This is a genomic window from Tsukamurella serpentis (genome assembly GCF_054780975.1).
The window spans coordinates 106,231-122,525 of sequence record NZ_BAAGVH010000005.1 but is presented as its reverse complement, the minus strand read 5'-3'; the positions used below and the strand labels follow the sequence as shown (position 1 = coordinate 122,525).

At 69.3% G+C, this 16,295-nt stretch carries 16 protein-coding genes; 12 read left to right on the top strand and 4 right to left on the bottom strand.

The features are described from left to right. The first annotated feature begins 156 nt into the window (after window positions 1-156). From rapZ to ppc, 8 genes are all read left to right on the top strand, one after another. Window positions 157-1,014, top strand: coding sequence for an RNase adapter RapZ (gene rapZ / locus ACYVHG_RS13645; RefSeq protein WP_461168026.1), 858 nt, complete (start codon window positions 157-159; stop codon window positions 1,012-1,014). After that, window positions 1,011-1,955 (top strand): gluconeogenesis factor YvcK family protein, encoded by a 945-nt coding sequence (locus tag ACYVHG_RS13640; RefSeq protein WP_461168007.1) that lies wholly within the window; start codon window positions 1,011-1,013, stop codon window positions 1,953-1,955. Before rapZ ends, ACYVHG_RS13640 begins: the two co-directional genes overlap by 4 nt. A 132-nt stretch (window positions 1,956-2,087) precedes the next feature. Beyond that, complete coding sequence (whiA, locus tag ACYVHG_RS13635) at window positions 2,088-3,071, top strand: DNA-binding protein WhiA (RefSeq protein WP_461168006.1); 984 nt, start codon at window positions 2,088-2,090, stop codon at window positions 3,069-3,071. Between the two features lie 94 nt (window positions 3,072-3,165). Beyond that, the gene (gene gap / locus ACYVHG_RS13630; RefSeq protein WP_461168005.1) at window positions 3,166-4,182 is read left to right on the top strand and encodes a type I glyceraldehyde-3-phosphate dehydrogenase; all 1,017 of its coding nucleotides are present in this window, start codon (window positions 3,166-3,168) and stop codon (window positions 4,180-4,182) included. Further along, on the top strand, window positions 4,182-5,432 hold the full coding sequence (locus ACYVHG_RS13625) for a phosphoglycerate kinase (RefSeq protein WP_461168004.1): 1,251 nt from the start codon (window positions 4,182-4,184) through the stop codon (window positions 5,430-5,432). The genes gap and ACYVHG_RS13625 overlap by 1 nt, the downstream gene beginning before the upstream one ends. Beyond that, the gene (tpiA, locus tag ACYVHG_RS13620) at window positions 5,429-6,211 is read left to right on the top strand and encodes a triose-phosphate isomerase (protein WP_461168003.1); all 783 of its coding nucleotides are present in this window, start codon (window positions 5,429-5,431) and stop codon (window positions 6,209-6,211) included. The genes ACYVHG_RS13625 and tpiA overlap by 4 nt, the downstream gene beginning before the upstream one ends. A gap of 104 nt (window positions 6,212-6,315) precedes the next feature. Next, window positions 6,316-6,561, top strand: a complete 246-nt coding sequence (gene secG, locus ACYVHG_RS13615; protein ID WP_461168002.1) for a preprotein translocase subunit SecG — start codon at window positions 6,316-6,318, stop codon at window positions 6,559-6,561. Window positions 6,562-6,660: 99 nt separating this feature from the next. Then, window positions 6,661-9,414 carry a phosphoenolpyruvate carboxylase gene (gene ppc, locus ACYVHG_RS13610; RefSeq protein WP_461168001.1) on the top strand — a complete coding sequence of 918 codons (2,754 nt, stop codon included), beginning with the start codon at window positions 6,661-6,663 and terminating at the stop codon, window positions 9,412-9,414. Window positions 9,415-9,419: 5 nt separating this feature from the next. On the opposite strand, the gene ACYVHG_RS13605 is transcribed toward ppc, so the two are convergent. After that, window positions 9,420-10,568, bottom strand: coding sequence for an acyl-CoA dehydrogenase family protein (locus ACYVHG_RS13605; protein WP_461168000.1), 1,149 nt, complete (start codon window positions 10,566-10,568; stop codon window positions 9,420-9,422). Between the two features lie 231 nt (window positions 10,569-10,799). Between ACYVHG_RS13605 and ACYVHG_RS13600 the strand changes: the two genes are divergently transcribed. From ACYVHG_RS13600 to ACYVHG_RS13585, 4 genes are read left to right on the top strand one after another with little or no spacing between them, the layout of a single operon-like run. Next, window positions 10,800-11,129 carry a YbaB/EbfC family nucleoid-associated protein gene (locus tag ACYVHG_RS13600; protein ID WP_461167999.1) on the top strand — a complete coding sequence of 110 codons (330 nt, stop codon included), beginning with the start codon at window positions 10,800-10,802 and terminating at the stop codon, window positions 11,127-11,129. Then, the gene (locus tag ACYVHG_RS13595; protein ID WP_461167998.1) at window positions 11,126-11,434 is read left to right on the top strand and encodes a hypothetical protein; all 309 of its coding nucleotides are present in this window, start codon (window positions 11,126-11,128) and stop codon (window positions 11,432-11,434) included. The genes ACYVHG_RS13600 and ACYVHG_RS13595 overlap by 4 nt, the downstream gene beginning before the upstream one ends. Further along, on the top strand, window positions 11,431-12,372 hold the full coding sequence (locus ACYVHG_RS13590) for a hypothetical protein (RefSeq protein WP_461167997.1): 942 nt from the start codon (window positions 11,431-11,433) through the stop codon (window positions 12,370-12,372). The genes ACYVHG_RS13595 and ACYVHG_RS13590 overlap by 4 nt, the downstream gene beginning before the upstream one ends. 43 nt (window positions 12,373-12,415) lie before the next feature. Next, window positions 12,416-13,105 carry a VOC family protein gene (locus tag ACYVHG_RS13585; RefSeq protein WP_461167996.1) on the top strand — a complete coding sequence of 230 codons (690 nt, stop codon included), beginning with the start codon at window positions 12,416-12,418 and terminating at the stop codon, window positions 13,103-13,105. On the opposite strand, the gene pgl is transcribed toward ACYVHG_RS13585, so the two are convergent. From pgl to zwf, 3 genes are read right to left on the bottom strand one after another with little or no spacing between them, the layout of a single operon-like run. Further along, window positions 13,102-13,863, bottom strand: coding sequence for a 6-phosphogluconolactonase (gene pgl, locus ACYVHG_RS13580; protein WP_461167995.1), 762 nt, complete (start codon window positions 13,861-13,863; stop codon window positions 13,102-13,104). The genes ACYVHG_RS13585 and pgl overlap by 4 nt on opposite strands. Then, the gene (opcA, locus tag ACYVHG_RS13575; protein ID WP_461167994.1) at window positions 13,860-14,777 is read right to left on the bottom strand and encodes a glucose-6-phosphate dehydrogenase assembly protein OpcA; all 918 of its coding nucleotides are present in this window, start codon (window positions 14,775-14,777) and stop codon (window positions 13,860-13,862) included. The genes pgl and opcA overlap by 4 nt, the downstream gene beginning before the upstream one ends. Continuing rightward, entirely contained in the window at window positions 14,774-16,294 is a 1,521-nt protein-coding gene (gene zwf, locus ACYVHG_RS13570; RefSeq protein WP_461167993.1) for a glucose-6-phosphate dehydrogenase, read from the bottom strand. Before zwf ends, opcA begins: the two co-directional genes overlap by 4 nt. Between the last annotated feature and the right edge of the window lies 1 nt (window position 16,295).

The window sequence follows — 16,295 nt, the reverse complement described above, 5'->3', positions numbered from 1 at the left end:
CTGCGGCGGGGGTGGACTACGCGCCGCGGGAACCGCCCGACATGGCTAGGCTGGGTATCAGGAGCGACGAAGGCGAGGAGGGCCGTGCACCCGAGCGGAGAGCCGAGCACGCGTGCGGAGGAGCGGACCGTCGGTGAGCACCGCAGTGACGGCCCCATGGACGTGCTGTTGGTGACCGGCCTCTCCGGTGCCGGGCGCGGCACCGCGGCTAAGGTGCTCGAGGACCTCGGCTGGTACGTCGCCGACAACCTTCCCCCCGCCCTGATCAGCAACATGGTCGACATCTCCCTGGCGGACGAGTCGCGCATCCACCGGCTGTGCATCGTCACCGACGTCCGCAGCCGCACCTTCACCGGCGACTTCGCCAACATCCGCCGGGAACTGGCGGAGAAGGACATCGAACCCCGGGTGCTGTTCCTCGACGCCTCGGACGAGACGCTCATCCGCAGGTTCGAGCAGGTGCGGCGCAAGCATCCGCTACAGGGCAACGGCACCCTCGCCGAGGGGATCAGCGCCGAACGCCAGATCCTGCAATCGATCCGGTCGACCGCCGACCTCGTACTGGACACCTCCAGTCTGTCGGTGGCACGCCTGCGGGAGACCATCGAGAACTCCTTCCGCACGCTGCGCTCGGGCACCGTCACGGTCACCGTCGAGTCCTTCGGCTTCAAGAACGGCATCCTGCTCGACGCCGACATGGTGCTCGACGTGCGGTTCCTGCCGAACCCGTTCTGGGTATCGGAACTGCGCCCGCTCAACGGGCTCACCGACCAGGTCTCCGGGTACGTCCTCGGGCAGCCGGGCGCCTCCGGCTTTCTCGACACCTACACCCGACTGCTCGATCCGCTGCTCGCGGGCTACCGCCGCGAAGGCAAGACCTATCTGACCGTGGGCATCGGCTGCACCGGTGGTAAGCACCGCAGCGTGGCGATGACGGAAGAACTGGTACGCCGGCTCGCCGGAAAGCCCGGCATCGAAGTCCGTGCCGCGCACCGGGATCTGGGGTTGGAATGACAGCACTGAAAGTGGCCTCGCTCGGTGGCGGTCACGGTCTGTTCGCGACCCTGCGTGCCGCCCGCGAACTCGACGCGCAGATCACCGCCATCGTCACCGTGGCCGACGACGGCGGGTCGTCCGGCCGGCTGCGCGGCGAGCTCGGGATCATCCCGCCGGGAGACCTGCGCATGGCCCTGGCCGCGCTCATGCCCGACGACGACCGCGGGGAGTTCTGGGCCGGTGTCCTGCAGCACCGTTTCGGCGGCGTCGGTGCGATGGCCGGACACCCGGTGGGGAACCTGCTGCTGGCCGGGCTGTGCGAGGTGCTCGGCGATCCGGTCGACGCGCTGGACGCGATCGTCGAACGATTCGGAGTCCAGGGCCGGGTGCTCCCGATGGTCCCCGGGCCGCTGCGCATCGAAGCCGATGTGACCGGCCTCGAGGACGACCCGCGGCTCTCGCGGGTGATTCGAGGGCAGGTGGCGGTGGCCGTCACCCCCGGTCAGGTGCGCCGCGTGCGATTGGAACCGGCGTACCCGCAGGCCTGTCCGGAGGCGATCGAGGCGATCGAGGTGTCGGACATGGTCACGCTCGGTCCGGGCTCCTGGTTCAGCTCGGTGATCCCGCACGTCCTGGTCCCCGAACAGTTGGAGGCGCTGCGGCGCACGGACGCCCGGCGGGTGTTGATCCTCAACCTCGCGCCGGAGCCGGAGGAGACCGGTGGCTACTCACCGGAACGGCATCTGCACGTCCTCGCCGCCCACGCCACCGGACTGGAGTTCGACGACGTGATCGTCGACGCCGCCACCGTCCCGCCCGGCGCCGAGCGGGAACACCTGATCCGGGCCACCGCCCTGTTCGGAGCCCGGCCGCACTTCGTGGATGTGGGAGTCCCCGGCTCGCACCAGCACGATCCCGTTGCTCTGGCCCGGGGCTTGCGGGCCGTTCTGGACGGCTGACCGCGGCCGCGGGACGGCGATCGCGGAGGTCACCGGCAGTGCCCTGAGACCGTCGTCCCCCTCGGTGGGAGCGATGGCCTACAGTGAATGCCTGCTGAGACAATCCGCACGCGTAGCCGGAAGGACGTCGGAGTGGCGTTGACATCCCAGGTCAAGGACGAGCTCAGTCGGCTCTCCATCACCCAGGTGAGCGCTCGGCGCGCCGAGGTGGCCTCGCTGCTGCGGTTCGCCGGTGGCCTGCACATCCAGGGTGGCCGGGTGATCGTCGAGGCGGAGGTCGACATGGGGATCATCGCCCGCCGCATCCGCAAGGAGATCCTGGACCTCTACGGCTACAACTCCGATGTGCACGTGCTCGGCGCCGGCGGCCTGCGCAAGGCCGCGCGGTACATCGTTCGCGTGGTCAAGGACGGTGAGGCCCTGGCTCGGCAGACGGGTCTGCTGGACCTGCGGGGCCGTCCCGTCATCGGGCTTCCGTCGCAGATCGTCGGTGGATCGGTACACGATTCCGAGGCCGCGTGGCGCGGTGCCTTCCTGGCTCACGGCTCGCTGACCGAGCCGGGCCGGTCCAGTGCGCTGGAGGTCTCCTGCCCCGGTCCCGAGGTGGCGCTGGCCCTGGTCGGGTGTGCTCGCCGGCTCGGCGTGACGGCGAAGGCCCGCGAGGTGCGCGGCGCCGACCGCGTGGTGGTCCGCGACGGCGAGGCGATCGGTGCACTGCTGACCCGCATGGGCGCCAACGACACTCGGCTGGTGTGGGAGGAGCGCCGGATGCGGCGCGAGGTCCGGGCGACGGCGAACCGTCTGGCCAACTTCGACGATGCCAACCTGCGGCGCTCGGCCCGCGCCGCGGTCGCCGCCGCCGCCCGCGTGGAACGTGCCCTGGAGATCCTCGGCTCGGACGTCCCCGACCATCTGGCGCAGGCGGGAGCTCTGCGTGTGCAGCACCGTCAGGCCTCCCTGGAGGAACTGGGACAGCTCGCCGACCCCCCGATGACCAAGGACGCGGTGGCCGGACGCATCCGGCGACTGCTGTCGATGGCGGACAAGCGCGCCGCCGCCGACGGTGTCCCGGACACCGAATCCGCGGTCACCGCGGACATGCTCGACGAGGGCTGAGCGACGCCCGGGAGAGCGGTTGTAGCCACGGCGCCACGCGCCGCTGAGCGCTAGGCTGGTCGGACCGGTATTCCTCACTCGAAGGAGCACTACAGTGACTGTTCGCGTAGGCGTCAACGGGTTCGGCCGGATCGGCCGCAACTTCTTCCGGGCGGTCGCCGCCCAGAAGGCTCTCGGAAGCACCGACATCGAGATCGTCGCGGTCAACGATCTGACCGACAACGCCACCCTCGCCCACCTGCTCAAGTTCGACTCGATTCTGGGGCGCTTCGACCAGGACGTGGTCGCCGACGGCGAGACCATCCGGGTCGGGAACCAGGCCATTGCCGCGCTCGCGGTGCGAGAGGGACCGTCCGCGGTGCCGTGGGGCGATCTCGGCGTCGACGTGGTGGTCGAATCGACCGGCGTCTTCACCGCCCGTGACAAGACCCAGGGCCACCTCGACGCCGGCGCCAAGAAGGTGATCATCTCCGCACCCGCCTCGGGGGAGGACATCACCATCGTGATGGGCGTCAACGACGACCGCTACGACGGCAGCCAGAACATCATCTCCAACGCCTCCTGCACCACCAATTGCCTGGGGCCGCTGGCCAAGGTGGTCAACGACGAGTTCGGCATCGTCAACGGGTTGATGACCACTGTGCACGCCTACACCGCGGACCAGAACCTGCAGGACGGCCCGCACCGGGACCTGCGCCGAGCCCGCGCGGCCGCACTGAACATCGTGCCCACCTCCACCGGTGCGGCCAAGGCCATCGGCCTGGTGCTGCCGGAGCTCAAGGGCAAACTCGACGGCTATGCACTGCGCGTGCCGGTACCCACCGGCTCGGTCGTCGACCTCACCGTGGAGCTGGAGAAGAAGGCCACGGCGGAGGAGATCAACGCGGCGCTCAAGGCTGCTTCGGAGGGTCGGCTGCAGGGCATCATGAAGTACTACGATGCGCCCATCGTCTCCTCGGACATCGTCACCGACCCCCACAGCTCGATCATCGACGCCGGCCTGACCAAGGTGATCGACGATCAGGCTAAGGTCGTTTCCTGGTATGACAACGAATGGGGCTACAGCAACCGCCTCGTCGACCTGACTGATCTGGTAGGTAAATCGCTCTGATGACCGTTTCCACTCTTTCCGACCTGCTCTCCGAGGGTGTCGAGGGCCGCACCGTCCTGGTTCGCAGTGACCTCAACGTGCCGCTCGACGACGATGGTGCGATCACCGACCCAGGCCGCATCATCGCCTCGGTGCCCACCATCACCGCGCTGGCCGAGGCCGGTGCCAAGGTGATCGTCACCGCACACCTGGGCCGCCCCGTGCCGTCCGACGGGGTCGAGCAGAACCGCCGGTTCTCCCTCGCGCCGGTCGCGAAGGAACTGGGGGAGCGCCTGGGCCGCAACGTCCAGCTCGCCGGCGACGTGGTGGGCCAGGACGCGCTCGCCCGTGCTGAGGGCCTCACCGACGGTGACGTGCTGCTGTTGGAGAACGTGCGTTTCGACCCGCGCGAGACCAGCAAGGACGACGCGGAGCGGGAGGCGCTGGCCCGCGACCTCGCCGAACTTGTCGACGTCTCCTCGCACGCCGGCCCCGGGGCCTTCGTCTCCGACGGCTTCGGTGTGGTGCACCGCAAGCAGGCATCGGTCTTCGATGTCGCGAAGCTGCTGCCCGCATTCGCCGGTGGCCTGGTCGAGGCCGAGGTGCGGGTACTCGCTCAGCTCACCGAGACCCCTTCGCGTCCGTACGCGGTGGTGCTCGGCGGCTCCAAGGTCTCCGACAAGCTGGGTGTGATCCGTGCCCTCGCCCCGAAGGTCGACACGCTGGTGATCGGCGGCGGTATGGCCTTCACCTTCCTCGCCGCGCAGGGCTGCTCGGTGGGTTCCTCGCTGCTGCAGGAGGACCAGATCGACACCTGCAAGCAGTTGTTGCAGGAGTACGGCGATGTGCTGCACCTGCCCGTCGACGTGGTCGTCGCCGACGCCTTCTCTGCCGATGCGCAGTCCAAGACCGTCGCCGCGGATGCGATCGACGACGGGTGGATGGGCCTGGACATCGGTCCGGAGTCGGCCAAGCGCTTCGGTGCCGTGCTGACCGAGGCCAAGACCGTGTTCTGGAACGGACCGATGGGCGTTTTCGAGTTCCCGGCGTTCGCCGCGGGCACCAAGGCCGTGGCGGAGGCCGTCATCAGGGCCACCGCCAACGGGGCCTTCACCGTCGTCGGTGGGGGTGACTCCGCCGCGGCGGTACGCACCCTCGGACTCGACGAGGACGGTTTCAGCCACATCTCCACCGGCGGCGGTGCCTCCCTGGAGTACCTCGAGGGCAAGCAGTTGCCGGGCCTGCTCGTGCTGGAGCGGAGCCCGGCATGAGCCGCAAACCGCTGATCGCCGGCAACTGGAAGATGAACCTCAACCACCTCGAGGCGATCGCGGTGGTGCAGAAGCTCGCCTTCGCCCTGCCGGAGAAGTACTTCGGGCACGTCGACGTGACGGTGCTGCCGCCGTTCACCGATCTGCGATCGGTGCAGACCGCCGTCGACGGTGACGACCTGCGGATTACCTACGGGGCGCAGGACCTCTCGCCGCACGACGCCGGTGCGTACACCGGTGACGTCTCCGGCGCCTTCCTCGCCAAGCTCGGCTGCACCTACGTGGTGGTCGGGCACAGTGAACGACGCACCATCCACGGTGAGACCGACGAGACCGTCCTGGCCAAGACCAAGGCGGCGCTGCGACACGGTCTGACCCCGATCGTCTGCATCGGCGAGGGGCTCGACGTCCGCGAGCGCGGGGAGCAGGTCGAGTTCAACGTCGCGCAGCTCAAGGGTTCCCTGGCGGGCCTGGGAGCCGATGATCTGGCCAAGATCGTGATCGCCTACGAGCCGGTCTGGGCCATCGGTACCGGCAAGGTGGCCACGCCGCAGGACGCGCAGCAGGTGTGCGCGGCGGTACGCGCGGCGATCGCCGAGCTCGGGGGCGCCGACGTGGCCGCAGGAATCCGGGTGCTGTACGGAGGCTCGGTCTCCAGCAAGAACATCGGCGAACTGATCGCCCAGCCCGATGTGGACGGTGGCCTCGTCGGCGGTGCCTCCCTCAAGCCGGACGAGTTCGCCGCGCTCAGTGCCATCGCCGCGGGCGGACCGCTCTGACCGCACTGCGGTACCGGTAAGGGCGCACGCAGCACTCGACTCCGAGGTGCGCCCCGAGACCGCCCTGATCGACCGACCCCGACCGGAAGGTACACTGGATCCTCGTGGAAACTTTGCAGCTGGTGCTGAAGATCGCCATCGTCGTGCTGAGCCTGCTGCTGGTGGTGCTGGTTCTGCTCCACCGCGGTAAGGGCGGCGGCCTGTCGTCGCTGTTCGGCGGCGGTGTGCAGTCGTCACTGTCCGGCTCCTCGGTGGTCGAGAAGAACCTGGACCGGGTCACCATCTTCGTGGGCCTGATCTGGGCGGTGTGCATCATCGGTGTCACGCTGAGCATCAAGCTCAGCACCTAGAGACGCAGACGAGCGAACGAGCGCCGCGGGTACTCCCGCGGCGCTTTTCCGTATCCGGTCGCGATGCAGGTGTCCGCGAGTCGGTGCATGCTGGTCGGCATGACCAGTGACCCCGAGCGTGCCGCAACAGAACCACTGCGCGAGGACATCCGGCTGCTGGGCGGGATCCTCGGCGACACCGTCCGGGAACAGGCCGGTGAGCGGATCTTCGATCTGGTCGAGCAGGCCCGCAAGGAGTCCTTCGCGGTGCGCCGCTCCGAGATCGAACGACACCAAGTGGCCGCGATGTTCTCCGGGCTCTCCACCGCCGAGACCATCCCGGTGATCCGCGCCTTCTCGCACTTCGCCCTGCTGGCGAACCTCGCCGAGGACCTGCACCGCGAGCGTCGCCGTGCGGTGCACGTGCGAGCCGGCGAACCGCCGCAGGAATCGTCCCTCGCACACACCTACCACCTGCTCCAGCAGGCCGGACTCGACGGTGCCGACGTCGCCCGGACCCTGCGTCACGCCCTGGTGGCCCCGGTGATCACCGCTCATCCCACCGAGACCCGCCGGCGCACTGTCTTCGACACCCAGCACCGGATCTCGGAACTGATGCGTCGTCGCGAGCGCGAGCAGCTCGATCCCGCCGACGAGGAGCAGGTGCAGATCGCCCTGCGACGGCAGGTCCTGACCTTGTGGAACACCGCTCTGGTTCGGCTGGAGCGGCTGCGGATCCAGGATGAGATCGAGAACGGCCTGCGCTACTTCGACGCCGCGTTCCTGCAGGTGATGCCGCAGATCAATCACGACGTGCGGCACGGTCTGCGCGCGCTGTACCCGGGGGTGCCGCTGTTGGCCGAGCCGATCCTGCGGCCGGGCTCGTGGATCGGTGGCGACCGCGACGGCAACCCCTACGTCACCGGTGAGGTGGTCACCCGTGCCACCCGGCGGGCCGCCGCCACGGCGATCGGCCACTACCTGCGGGAGCTGTTGGTCCTGGAACAGGAACTCGCGCTGAGCTCCCGCTTGACCACCGTCTCCGACGCCCTGCTCGACCTGGCCGCCTGGGACTCGACGCCGCAACGCGCGGACGAGCCGTACCGGCGGGCGCTGGGTGGGATCCGGGGCCGGCTGACCGCGACCGCGGACGCGCTGGTGGACGAACTGCTCGACGCCCGCGCCGATATCGGAGCGCAGGCGTACCGGGCACCGTCGGAGCTGCTCGCGGATCTCGGCGTCGTCGACGCCTCCCTGCGTGCCGGCGGCGACGGCCTGATCGCCGACGACCGGCTGCAGGACCTGCGTGAGGCCGTGCACACGTTCGGTTTCCACCTCTCCGGTCTGGACATGCGGCAGAACTCCGATGTGCACGAGGAGACCGTCGCCGAGCTGTTCGCGTGGTCCGGTGTACATCCGGACTACGCCTCGCTCGACGAGACCGAACGCGTGCGGCTGCTCACCGACGAGCTGCGGCTGCGCCGGCCCCTGGTGGGACCGGGCGCCGAGTTCTCCGAGCAGACCGCCAAGGAACTCGGCGTACTGCGTGCCGCCGCCCGGGCGGTGCAGACGCTCGGTTCCGGGGCGATCCCGAACTACATCATCTCCATGTGCACCTCGGTCTCGGACCTGCTCGAAGCGGCGGTGCTGCTGCGTGAGGCCGGCCTGCTGCTCCCGGACACCGACGGTGGCGCGCAGTGCCCGGTGAACATCGTGCCGTTGTTCGAGACCATCGAGGATCTGCAGCAGGGCGCAGCGACGATGGCCGCCGCACTCGCGGTACCCGTGTACCGCAGCCTGGTCGCGAGCAAGGGCTCGCTGCAGGAGATCATGCTCGGCTACAGCGACTCCAACAAGGACGGCGGTTATCTGGCCGCGAACTGGGCGCTGTACCGCGCCGAACTGGAGCTGGTGGCGATGGCCCGCGATGCCGGGATCACCCTGCGCCTGTTCCACGGGCGCGGCGGCACCGTCGGACGGGGCGGTGGGCCGAGCTACGAGGCGATCCTGGCCCAGCCGCCGGGTGCGGTGCGCGGCTCTCTGCGGCTGACCGAACAGGGCGAGATCATCGCCGCCAAGTACGCCGAGCCGGCGCGTGCGGTGCGGAACCTGGAGTCGCTGGTCGCGGCGACGCTGGAATCGTCGCTGCTGGACGTCGAGGGGCTCGGTGCCGGCGCCGAGGACGCCTACGCCGTGCTCGACGAACTCGCCGCGCTGGCCCGCGACGCCTACAGCGATCTGGTGCACCGCACCGACGGCTTCGTCGAGTACTTCACCACCTCCACCCCGGTGGCCGAGATCGGTGCGCTGAACATCGGCTCGCGTCCCAGTTCCCGGAAGCAGACCTCGAAGATCTCGGACCTGCGGGCCATTCCGTGGGTGATGTCGTGGTCGCTCTCGCGAGTGATGCTGCCGGGCTTCTACGGCACCGGAACGGCGTTCGAGACCTGGATCGGGGGTGATCCGCAGCGGCTCGAACGACTGCGTGAGCTGTACCGGCGCTGGCCCTTCTTCCGGACGGTGTTGTCGAACATGGCGCAGGTGCTCGCCAAGTCCGATCTCGGCCTGGCGGCGCGGTACGCCGAACTCGTTCCCGACGAGGCCCTGCGTGCGCGGGTCTTCGGCAAGATCGCCGACGAACACCGTCGGACCATCGAGATGTACTTCGCGATCACCGAGACGGACGATCTGCTGGCCGACAATCCCGCGCTGAAGCGGTCGGTGTTCAACCGGTTCCCGTACCTCGAACCGCTCAACCACCTGCAAGTGGAGTTGCTGCGCCGGTACCGTTCGGGGGATCAGGATCCGCTGCTGCAGCGCGGCATCCTGCTCACCATGAACGGGCTGGCGACGGCGCTGCGCAACTCCGGGTAGCCGGATCAGAGCGTGCGGGCGATGATCTCCTTCATGATCTCGTTGGTGCCGGCGTAGATCATCTGCACTCGGTTGTCGACCCAGAATCGCGCCGCGGGGTACTCGGCCATGTAGCCGTAGCCGCCGAACAGCTGCAGGCACTCCGAGGCCACGTCCTGCGCGCGATCGGAGGTCCACCACTTGGCCATGGCGACGGTGGGGATGTCCAGCTCACCCTTGATGTGCTTCTCGATGCAGTCGTCGATGAAGATCCGCGCGATCGTGGTCTCGGTGAGTGCCTCGGCGAGTTTGAACTTGGTGTTCTGGAAGCCGAAGATGGGGCGGCCGAAGGCCTCCCGCTCCTTCGTGTAGCGCAGAGTCTCCTCGAAGATCACCTCCATGCCCGCGACACAGGCCTGGCCGATGATCAACCGCTCCTGCGGGAGTTGCTGCATCAATTGGTAGAAACCCTGGCCCTCCTGCGTGCCCAGCAGGTTCGACGCCGGTACGTGCACGTCGTCGAAGAACAACTCCGAGGTGTCCTGGCCCTTCTGGCCGATCTTGTTGAGGATGTTCCCCTTACGGAAACCCTCGCGGTCGGCCTCGACCAGAAGCAGGGAGATGCCGGCGGCGCCCTGATCGGGGTCGGTCTTGCAGACCACGACCACGATGTCGGCCTGCTGGCCGTTGGTGATGAACGTCTTACTGCCGTTGATCACGTACTCGTCGCCGGTCTTGATGGCACGGGTCTTGACGTTCTGCAGGTCCGAGCCGGTGCCGGGCTCGGTCATAGCGATCGCGCCCACCGCCTCACCGGAGGCCATCCTCGGCAGCCAGGTCTGCTTCTGCTCCTCGGTGCCGTAGGCCAGGATGTAGTGGGCGACGATGCCGTTGTGCAGTGAGACGCCCCACGCGGTGTCGAAGGCCTGCGCCTGCGCGGCGATCAGCACCGACTCGTGACGGAAGTCGCCGCCGCCACCGCCGTACTCCTCGGGGATCGACAGGCACAACAGGCCCACCTCGCCGGCCTTGTTCCACAGGTCCCGGTCGACGTGATGCTGTTCGGCGAATCGTTCGGTGTTGGGTGTGAGTTCCTTGGCGAGGAACTTGTCCGCGAGGTCCCGGAGTGAATCGAGCTCGTCGTTCATCCAGCTCGAGCGGCGGCGTGCGGCCATGAGGTGACCACCTTTCTGCAGGGCGAGGGCTGCGTGGCGTGATGGGCACCACCTAATCAGAACCCGCACCGGTAAAACAAGCATCCTCGCCGGATTCGAGCTGTTGTTCACTCCCTCGGTCGGTGAAGGCGGTGGAAGACGTGTACCTGCGGTGATGCGGGCTCGGAACCGAACGGGGAGCCGGTGCGTCTAATTGATGCGGGAGAAAAACCAACAAGATCGGGGGATGAGTTGGAAACGACACCGCGGGTCTGGTCGGACGCCGAGTCGGCGGACGAGATGTTCGACCGGGCCGAAGAGGTCCGTGAGCGATTGGCCCGGGTATTGGGAGCGGGAACGGCCGCACGGGGGGACGTGCGAGTCACCGTCGGGATGGGGGGACGGCTCACGGGGGTGGTGATCGGCGCACGAGCCATGGAGTCCTCGGGGGAGGCTCTGAGTGCGGCGATCATGACGGCGGCCTCCCTGGCCGAACAGGCTGCGGCCAGGGAGGTCCACTCGATAGCAGTGCGACTGCACCCCGACCTCGATTTCTGGGATCAGTACACGGGGCAGCGATGACCGACTGCGTGATCGAACCGGACACCGTCCGCGCGCACGCCTCGGCGCTGGAACGGATCGCAGGGACCGTCGAACAGGCGAGCTCGGCCGCCTCGACACGGATCGGTGCGATGGACTACGGCGCGCTGTTCGCCGACTGGCTGGTGCCGTTGGTCAACGGCGCGATCGACCGGCTCGACGAGTCGGTGCGCCGGCACGGCACGGAGCTGCAGACGCACCGAGCCGAGTTCGCCCGGAACATCGCGGTCAACCGTGCGGCCGACGGCGGCGCCGGCGCCGCGCTCTCGCAGACGGTCCGGCCATGAGCGCGGGCGGCGTCATCGACACGGTCGGTGACGGCGTGGCCGGAGTTCCACTGGCCGAGGCGGTGGTCGACGCGGCCGAAGCCGTTGTCGCGGACCAGAGCCCGATGGGGCTGTTGACCGGAGCGGTCGCCGTCGGCGGAGAGATCACCAGCGCACTGGAGGACCCGATCGGGGCCTTCTTCGGCGCGGGCGTCGGCTGGATCCTCGAACACGTACCCGTCCTGACGTCGGCGCTCGATGCGGTATCGGGTGATCCCGAGGCCGTCGACGCGGTCTCCGAGACCTTGGCCGAGAGGGTCGCCGCGCCGCTGGCCGGCGTCGGAGCCGCGGTCCGCAGTGCCGCCGCCGACACCTCCACCGGATGGACCGGCGTGGACGCGGACTCCTACCGGCGATCGACGCAGAACCTGTCCGACCACAGTGACGCGCTGGCGACCGCGGCCCGGGCCACCGCCGTCGGTGTCGCCTTCGCAGGCTCGATGGTCGAGGAGGTGCGCACCTTCATCCGGGACGAGCTGTCGAAACTGGTGGTCTGGGCGGGCGCCACCTTCGCAGCGGCGACGGCCGCGTCGGTCCCCACGGCAGGTGCGTCGGTGGCCGGCGCGACGGACGCGATCCTGCTGCGTGCCGCAGCGCTGGGGCGGCGTTTCGCCACGGTGCTGCGCACGCTCAGCACCAGGCTCGGTGCGCTGGGGCAGCGGTTCGCGGTACTCGGCCGCTCGGTCGACGCGCTTCGCCGCGCCGGTACTTCGATCGACGGGGTCGCCGCGACCGCGACCCGCGCGGTCGACGACGGTGCTGCGGTCAAGACCGCCTTCCGGCTGGCCGCGGATGCCCCGTCGATCGAACCCGGCGAGGTGGCCGCGACCGCCGGGATGGGCGCGATCAAGGCCGCAGGCGACGCCTGGACGTCCTGGAAGGACTCGCGGCCCGCCTGACCGCACGTGACCGACACCGCGCCGGATGCGGGAGGATGATCGGGTGACCGCACCATCGCGCGACCTGCTGATCCTCGACGTCCCGGAGACCGCTCGCGAGGCACACGCCCGGCTGCTCGGGAGCCCGCCCACCGGCCGGTACACGGTGGGCGCGCTGGACGTGGCCGTCGGCGCCCCCGGTTGGGCCGACGGGCCCGGTCTGCTGGTGGCCGCAACCGATCCCGTCGGCACCGCTGAACTGCTGAGGCGACGGGGCCTGCCGCTCACCGACGTCGCCGACGGTGCCGCCACCCTCGCGGACGGCCTGCACCTCGGACTGGCCGCCACCTCCGCGGCGTCCGAGGTACCGGGGAGCGAGATCACTGCGGTCGACCACATCGTGCTCACCTCGCCGAACCGGGACCGGATCCTCGCCACCCTGTGCGCCGGGCTCGATTTCGACCTGCGGCTCGACCGCGTCCAGCCCTGGGGCGTGCACCAGCTGTTCCTGCGCCGCGGCGGCCTTCTGGTGGAGGTGATCCTGCAGGAGGGCGATGGTGTCGACCCGTCCGGACCGGACGGGCTGTGGGGTGTTGCCTGGCGCACCGCCGACGCCGATCTGAGCCGTCAGCGGCTCACCGGACTCGGCCTGACGGTCAGCGAGGTCCGACGCGGTGCGAAGCCGGGCACTCGCGTCGCCACGGTGAAGGACCCCGCGCTCGGCGTTCCGACGATCGTGCTGGAGCAGTCCTAGCCGAGCTGCGCGGCGGCCGCGGCATCGAGGTACCAGACGGTCTCCTCGGTGCCGTGCGCACCGGCGCACGGCCAGTCCTCCGGTGCGGCGCCGCCGACACCGGCAGCCACCGCCTCCGCCTTCCCGGCGCCCGAGACCAGCAGCCACACCCGTCGGCCCGCACCGATCGCGGGCAGGGTCAGGCTCAACCGCCGCGGCGGCGGTTTGGGGGAGTCGCGCACGTAGACCACCGCGGCGTCGCGTTCCCGGACGGCGTCGGTGTGCGGGAACAGCGAGTCGATGTGTCCCTCACCGCCCATGCCCAGCAACTCGACGTCGAACCGGGGCACCAGATCCGCAACCCCGACGCTGACACCGTTGCCGCGCCGGACGGCGTTCTCCCGCAGGCGCTTCGCGTAGACCTGCGCCGCAAGGCCTCCATCGCCGCTGAACGCATCCGAAGCGGGCATGGCGTACACGTTCTCCGGCGGCACCGGGACGTGGTCGAGCAGTGCCTGCTGAGCCTGCAGAACGTTGCGGTCCGGATCGTCTCCGGCCACGAATCGCTCGTCGCCGAAGAAGACGTCCACCCGGGACCAGTCGATCGGCTTGTCCCGGAGGGCCGCTGAGAGGGCGTTGCCGTTCGTTCCGCCGGTCAGCACGATCGAGGCGAACCCCCGCTCGGCCTGGGCCTGCTCGATCACGCAGACCAGATCGTCGGCGGCGGCGGCCACCAGGGCGTCGGCATCGTCGAACGTCCGAACGGTGGGTGCGGTCATGAGGGCATCTCCGATCGGTCGACGCCGGGAACCCCACCCAGCGCGTTGAAGTAGATGACGTCGTCGTCGAGCCGGCGCAGTTCCTCGGCCAGGCAGTCGGCCACCCCGCGGCGGCGGACGGCGACCCTGCCGTCGGGCTGCCCGGGCCGCACCAGCACCGCGGTCGAGTTCTGATCGAACTCCAGTCGCAGTGCCCCACCCGGACGCTCCAGGCGCACCTCGAAGCTGCCCGCCCGGCGCCGGACCGGAACCGCCAACTGTGCGTGCAGCCAGCCCGCCAGCAGATCGACACCGGGGCTGTCGGCCGGTCCGGTGACCACCGCGGAGGTGACCTCCTCGTGCGGTGGCTGATCGAGTGCCGATGCCAGGAGCGAGCGCCACGGTGTGATCCGGGACCAGGCCAGATCGGAATCGCCCGGTGTGTACCCGGCCCGGCGCAGCTCCAGCGCGTCCACCGGATCCAGGCAGGTGGTGGAATCGGTGATCCGCCGCGACGCCAACCGTCCGACCTTGTCAGCGGAGGGCTGCACCGGTGCCGCACCGGGCCACCAGGCCACGACCGGGGTGTCCGGCAACAGGAAGGGCACCACCACCGAGGCCCCGTGGTCGGCGAGCTCGCCGTACAGTCGCAGGACGACCACCTCGGACGCGCCGGCGTCGCCGCCGACCCGGATCTGGGCGTCGAGCCTGGTGCGCTCGGAGTGCGAGGCCCGGGCCAGCACGATCACCCGGCACGGATGCTCGCGGGAGGCCGCATTGGTCGCCTCGATCGCGCTCTCGGTGGGCTCACCCTCGTCGGCGGAGACGATCAGTGTCAGCACCCGCCCGAGGGTGACCGCGCCGCCCGTCTCGCGGAGACGGATCAGTTGCTGGGAGACCTCCTGGGTGGAGGTGTCCGGTAGGTCGAGAATCATGGGCGCCGCCACGTCCTTCCGGTGCGCGCGAGCATGGCGTCGGCGGACGCCGGCCCCCAGGTGCCCGCTTCGTACTCCTCCGGCGCACCGCCGGCCGCCCACATCTCGAGCACCGGATCGAGGATCCTCCAGGACAGTTCGACCTCGGCGTTCACCGGGAACAGTGACGGCTCCCCGAGCAGCACATCCAGGATCAGTCGTTCGTAGGCCTCGGGGGAGCTGACGGTGAACGCCTCACCGTAGGTGAAGTCCATGTTCACGTCCCGGACCTCCATGGAACTGCCCGGCACCTTCGAACCGAACCGCAGCGTCACACCCTCATCCGGCTGCACCCGGATGACCAGTGCGTTCTGGCCCAGTTCCTCGGTCATGGTGTCGTCGAAGGGAAGATGCGGAGCGCGCTTGAAGATCAACGCGATCTCGGTGACGCGGCGGCCGAGCCGTTTGCCGGTGCGCAGGTAGAACGGCACACCCGCCCACCGCCGCGACGCGATCTCGACGGTGATCGCCGCGTACGTCTCGGTGGTGGAGGTATGACTGAACCCTTCCTCCTGCAGCAGCCCGAGCACCTTCTCACTGCCCTGCCAGCCCGGACCGTACTGCCCGCGCGCGGAGGTCTCGTTGAGCGGCTGCACCGGGGACGCCGCCGAGAGCACCTTGATCTTCTCCGCCTGCAACTCCGCCGGGTGGAAGCTGGTCGGTTCCTCCATCGCCACCAGCGCCATCAGCTGCAGCAGGTGGTTCTGGATCACGTCCCGGGCGGCCCCGATCCCGTCGTAGTAGCCGGCGCGGCCACCGAGGCCGATGTCCTCGGCCATGGTGATCTGCACACTGTCGACGTAGTGGCTGTTCCAGGTCGGCTCGAACAACTGGTTCGCGAAGCGCAGCGCCAGGATGTTCTGGACCGTCTCCTTACCCAGGTAGTGATCGATCCGGAAGACCTGCTGCTCGGGGAAGACCTCACCGAGCACGGCGTTGAGCTTCTGCGCCGACGCGAGATCGTGCCCGAAGGGCTTCTCGATCACCACCCGGCGCCAGCCACCGGACTGATCGGCCAGCCCGGACCGCTTGAGCTGCTCGCACACCGTCGGGAAGGCGTCCGGCGGAATGGACAGGTAGAACGCGGTGTTGCCGCCGGTACCGCGGGTGCGATCGAGGGTCGCAAGGGTCTGTGCCAGCCGGTCGAAGGCGTCGTCGTCGTCGAAGGCGCCCCGCACGAACCGGATTCCCTCGGCCAGCCGGTCCCAGACGTCGTCCCGGAACTCGGTGCGCGAGTGCTTCTTCGCCGCCTCCCGCACCGTCGCCGCGAAATCCTCATCGGACCACGGTCGCCGGCCGAAACCCACCAGTGAGAAGCCGGGCGGCAGCAGACCGCGATTGGCCAGGTCGTAGACCGCGGGGATCAGTTTGCGACGGGCGAGATCACCGGTGACGCCGAAGATCACCAGCGACGACGGCCCCGCGATCCGGGGAAGTCTTCGATCCCGCGGATCGCGGAGCGCGTTCGTCCACGTCATC

Bases quoted from the DNA above. Each gene is read 5' to 3' on its own strand.
- rapZ (WP_461168026.1), top strand. From the start codon at position 157: ATGGACGTGCTGTTGGTGACCGGCCTCTCCGGTGCCGGGCGCGGCACC.
- ACYVHG_RS13640 (WP_461168007.1), top strand. From the start codon at position 1,011: ATGACAGCACTGAAAGTGGCCTCGCTCGGTGGCGGTCACGGTCTGTTC.
- ACYVHG_RS13625 (WP_461168004.1), top strand. From the start codon at position 4,182: ATGACCGTTTCCACTCTTTCCGACCTGCTCTCCGAGGGTGTCGAGGGC.
- tpiA (WP_461168003.1), top strand. From the start codon at position 5,429: ATGAGCCGCAAACCGCTGATCGCCGGCAACTGGAAGATGAACCTCAAC.
- ppc (WP_461168001.1), top strand. From the start codon at position 6,661: ATGACCAGTGACCCCGAGCGTGCCGCAACAGAACCACTGCGCGAGGAC.
- ACYVHG_RS13605 (WP_461168000.1), bottom strand. From the start codon at position 10,568: ATGGCCGCACGCCGCCGCTCGAGCTGGATGAACGACGAGCTCGATTCA.
- ACYVHG_RS13595 (WP_461167998.1), top strand. From the start codon at position 11,126: ATGACCGACTGCGTGATCGAACCGGACACCGTCCGCGCGCACGCCTCG.
- ACYVHG_RS13590 (WP_461167997.1), top strand. From the start codon at position 11,431: ATGAGCGCGGGCGGCGTCATCGACACGGTCGGTGACGGCGTGGCCGGA.
- pgl (WP_461167995.1), bottom strand. From the start codon at position 13,863: ATGACCGCACCCACCGTTCGGACGTTCGACGATGCCGACGCCCTGGTG.
- opcA (WP_461167994.1), bottom strand. From the start codon at position 14,777: ATGATTCTCGACCTACCGGACACCTCCACCCAGGAGGTCTCCCAGCAA.
- zwf (WP_461167993.1), bottom strand. From the start codon at position 16,294: ATGACGTGGACGAACGCGCTCCGCGATCCGCGGGATCGAAGACTTCCC.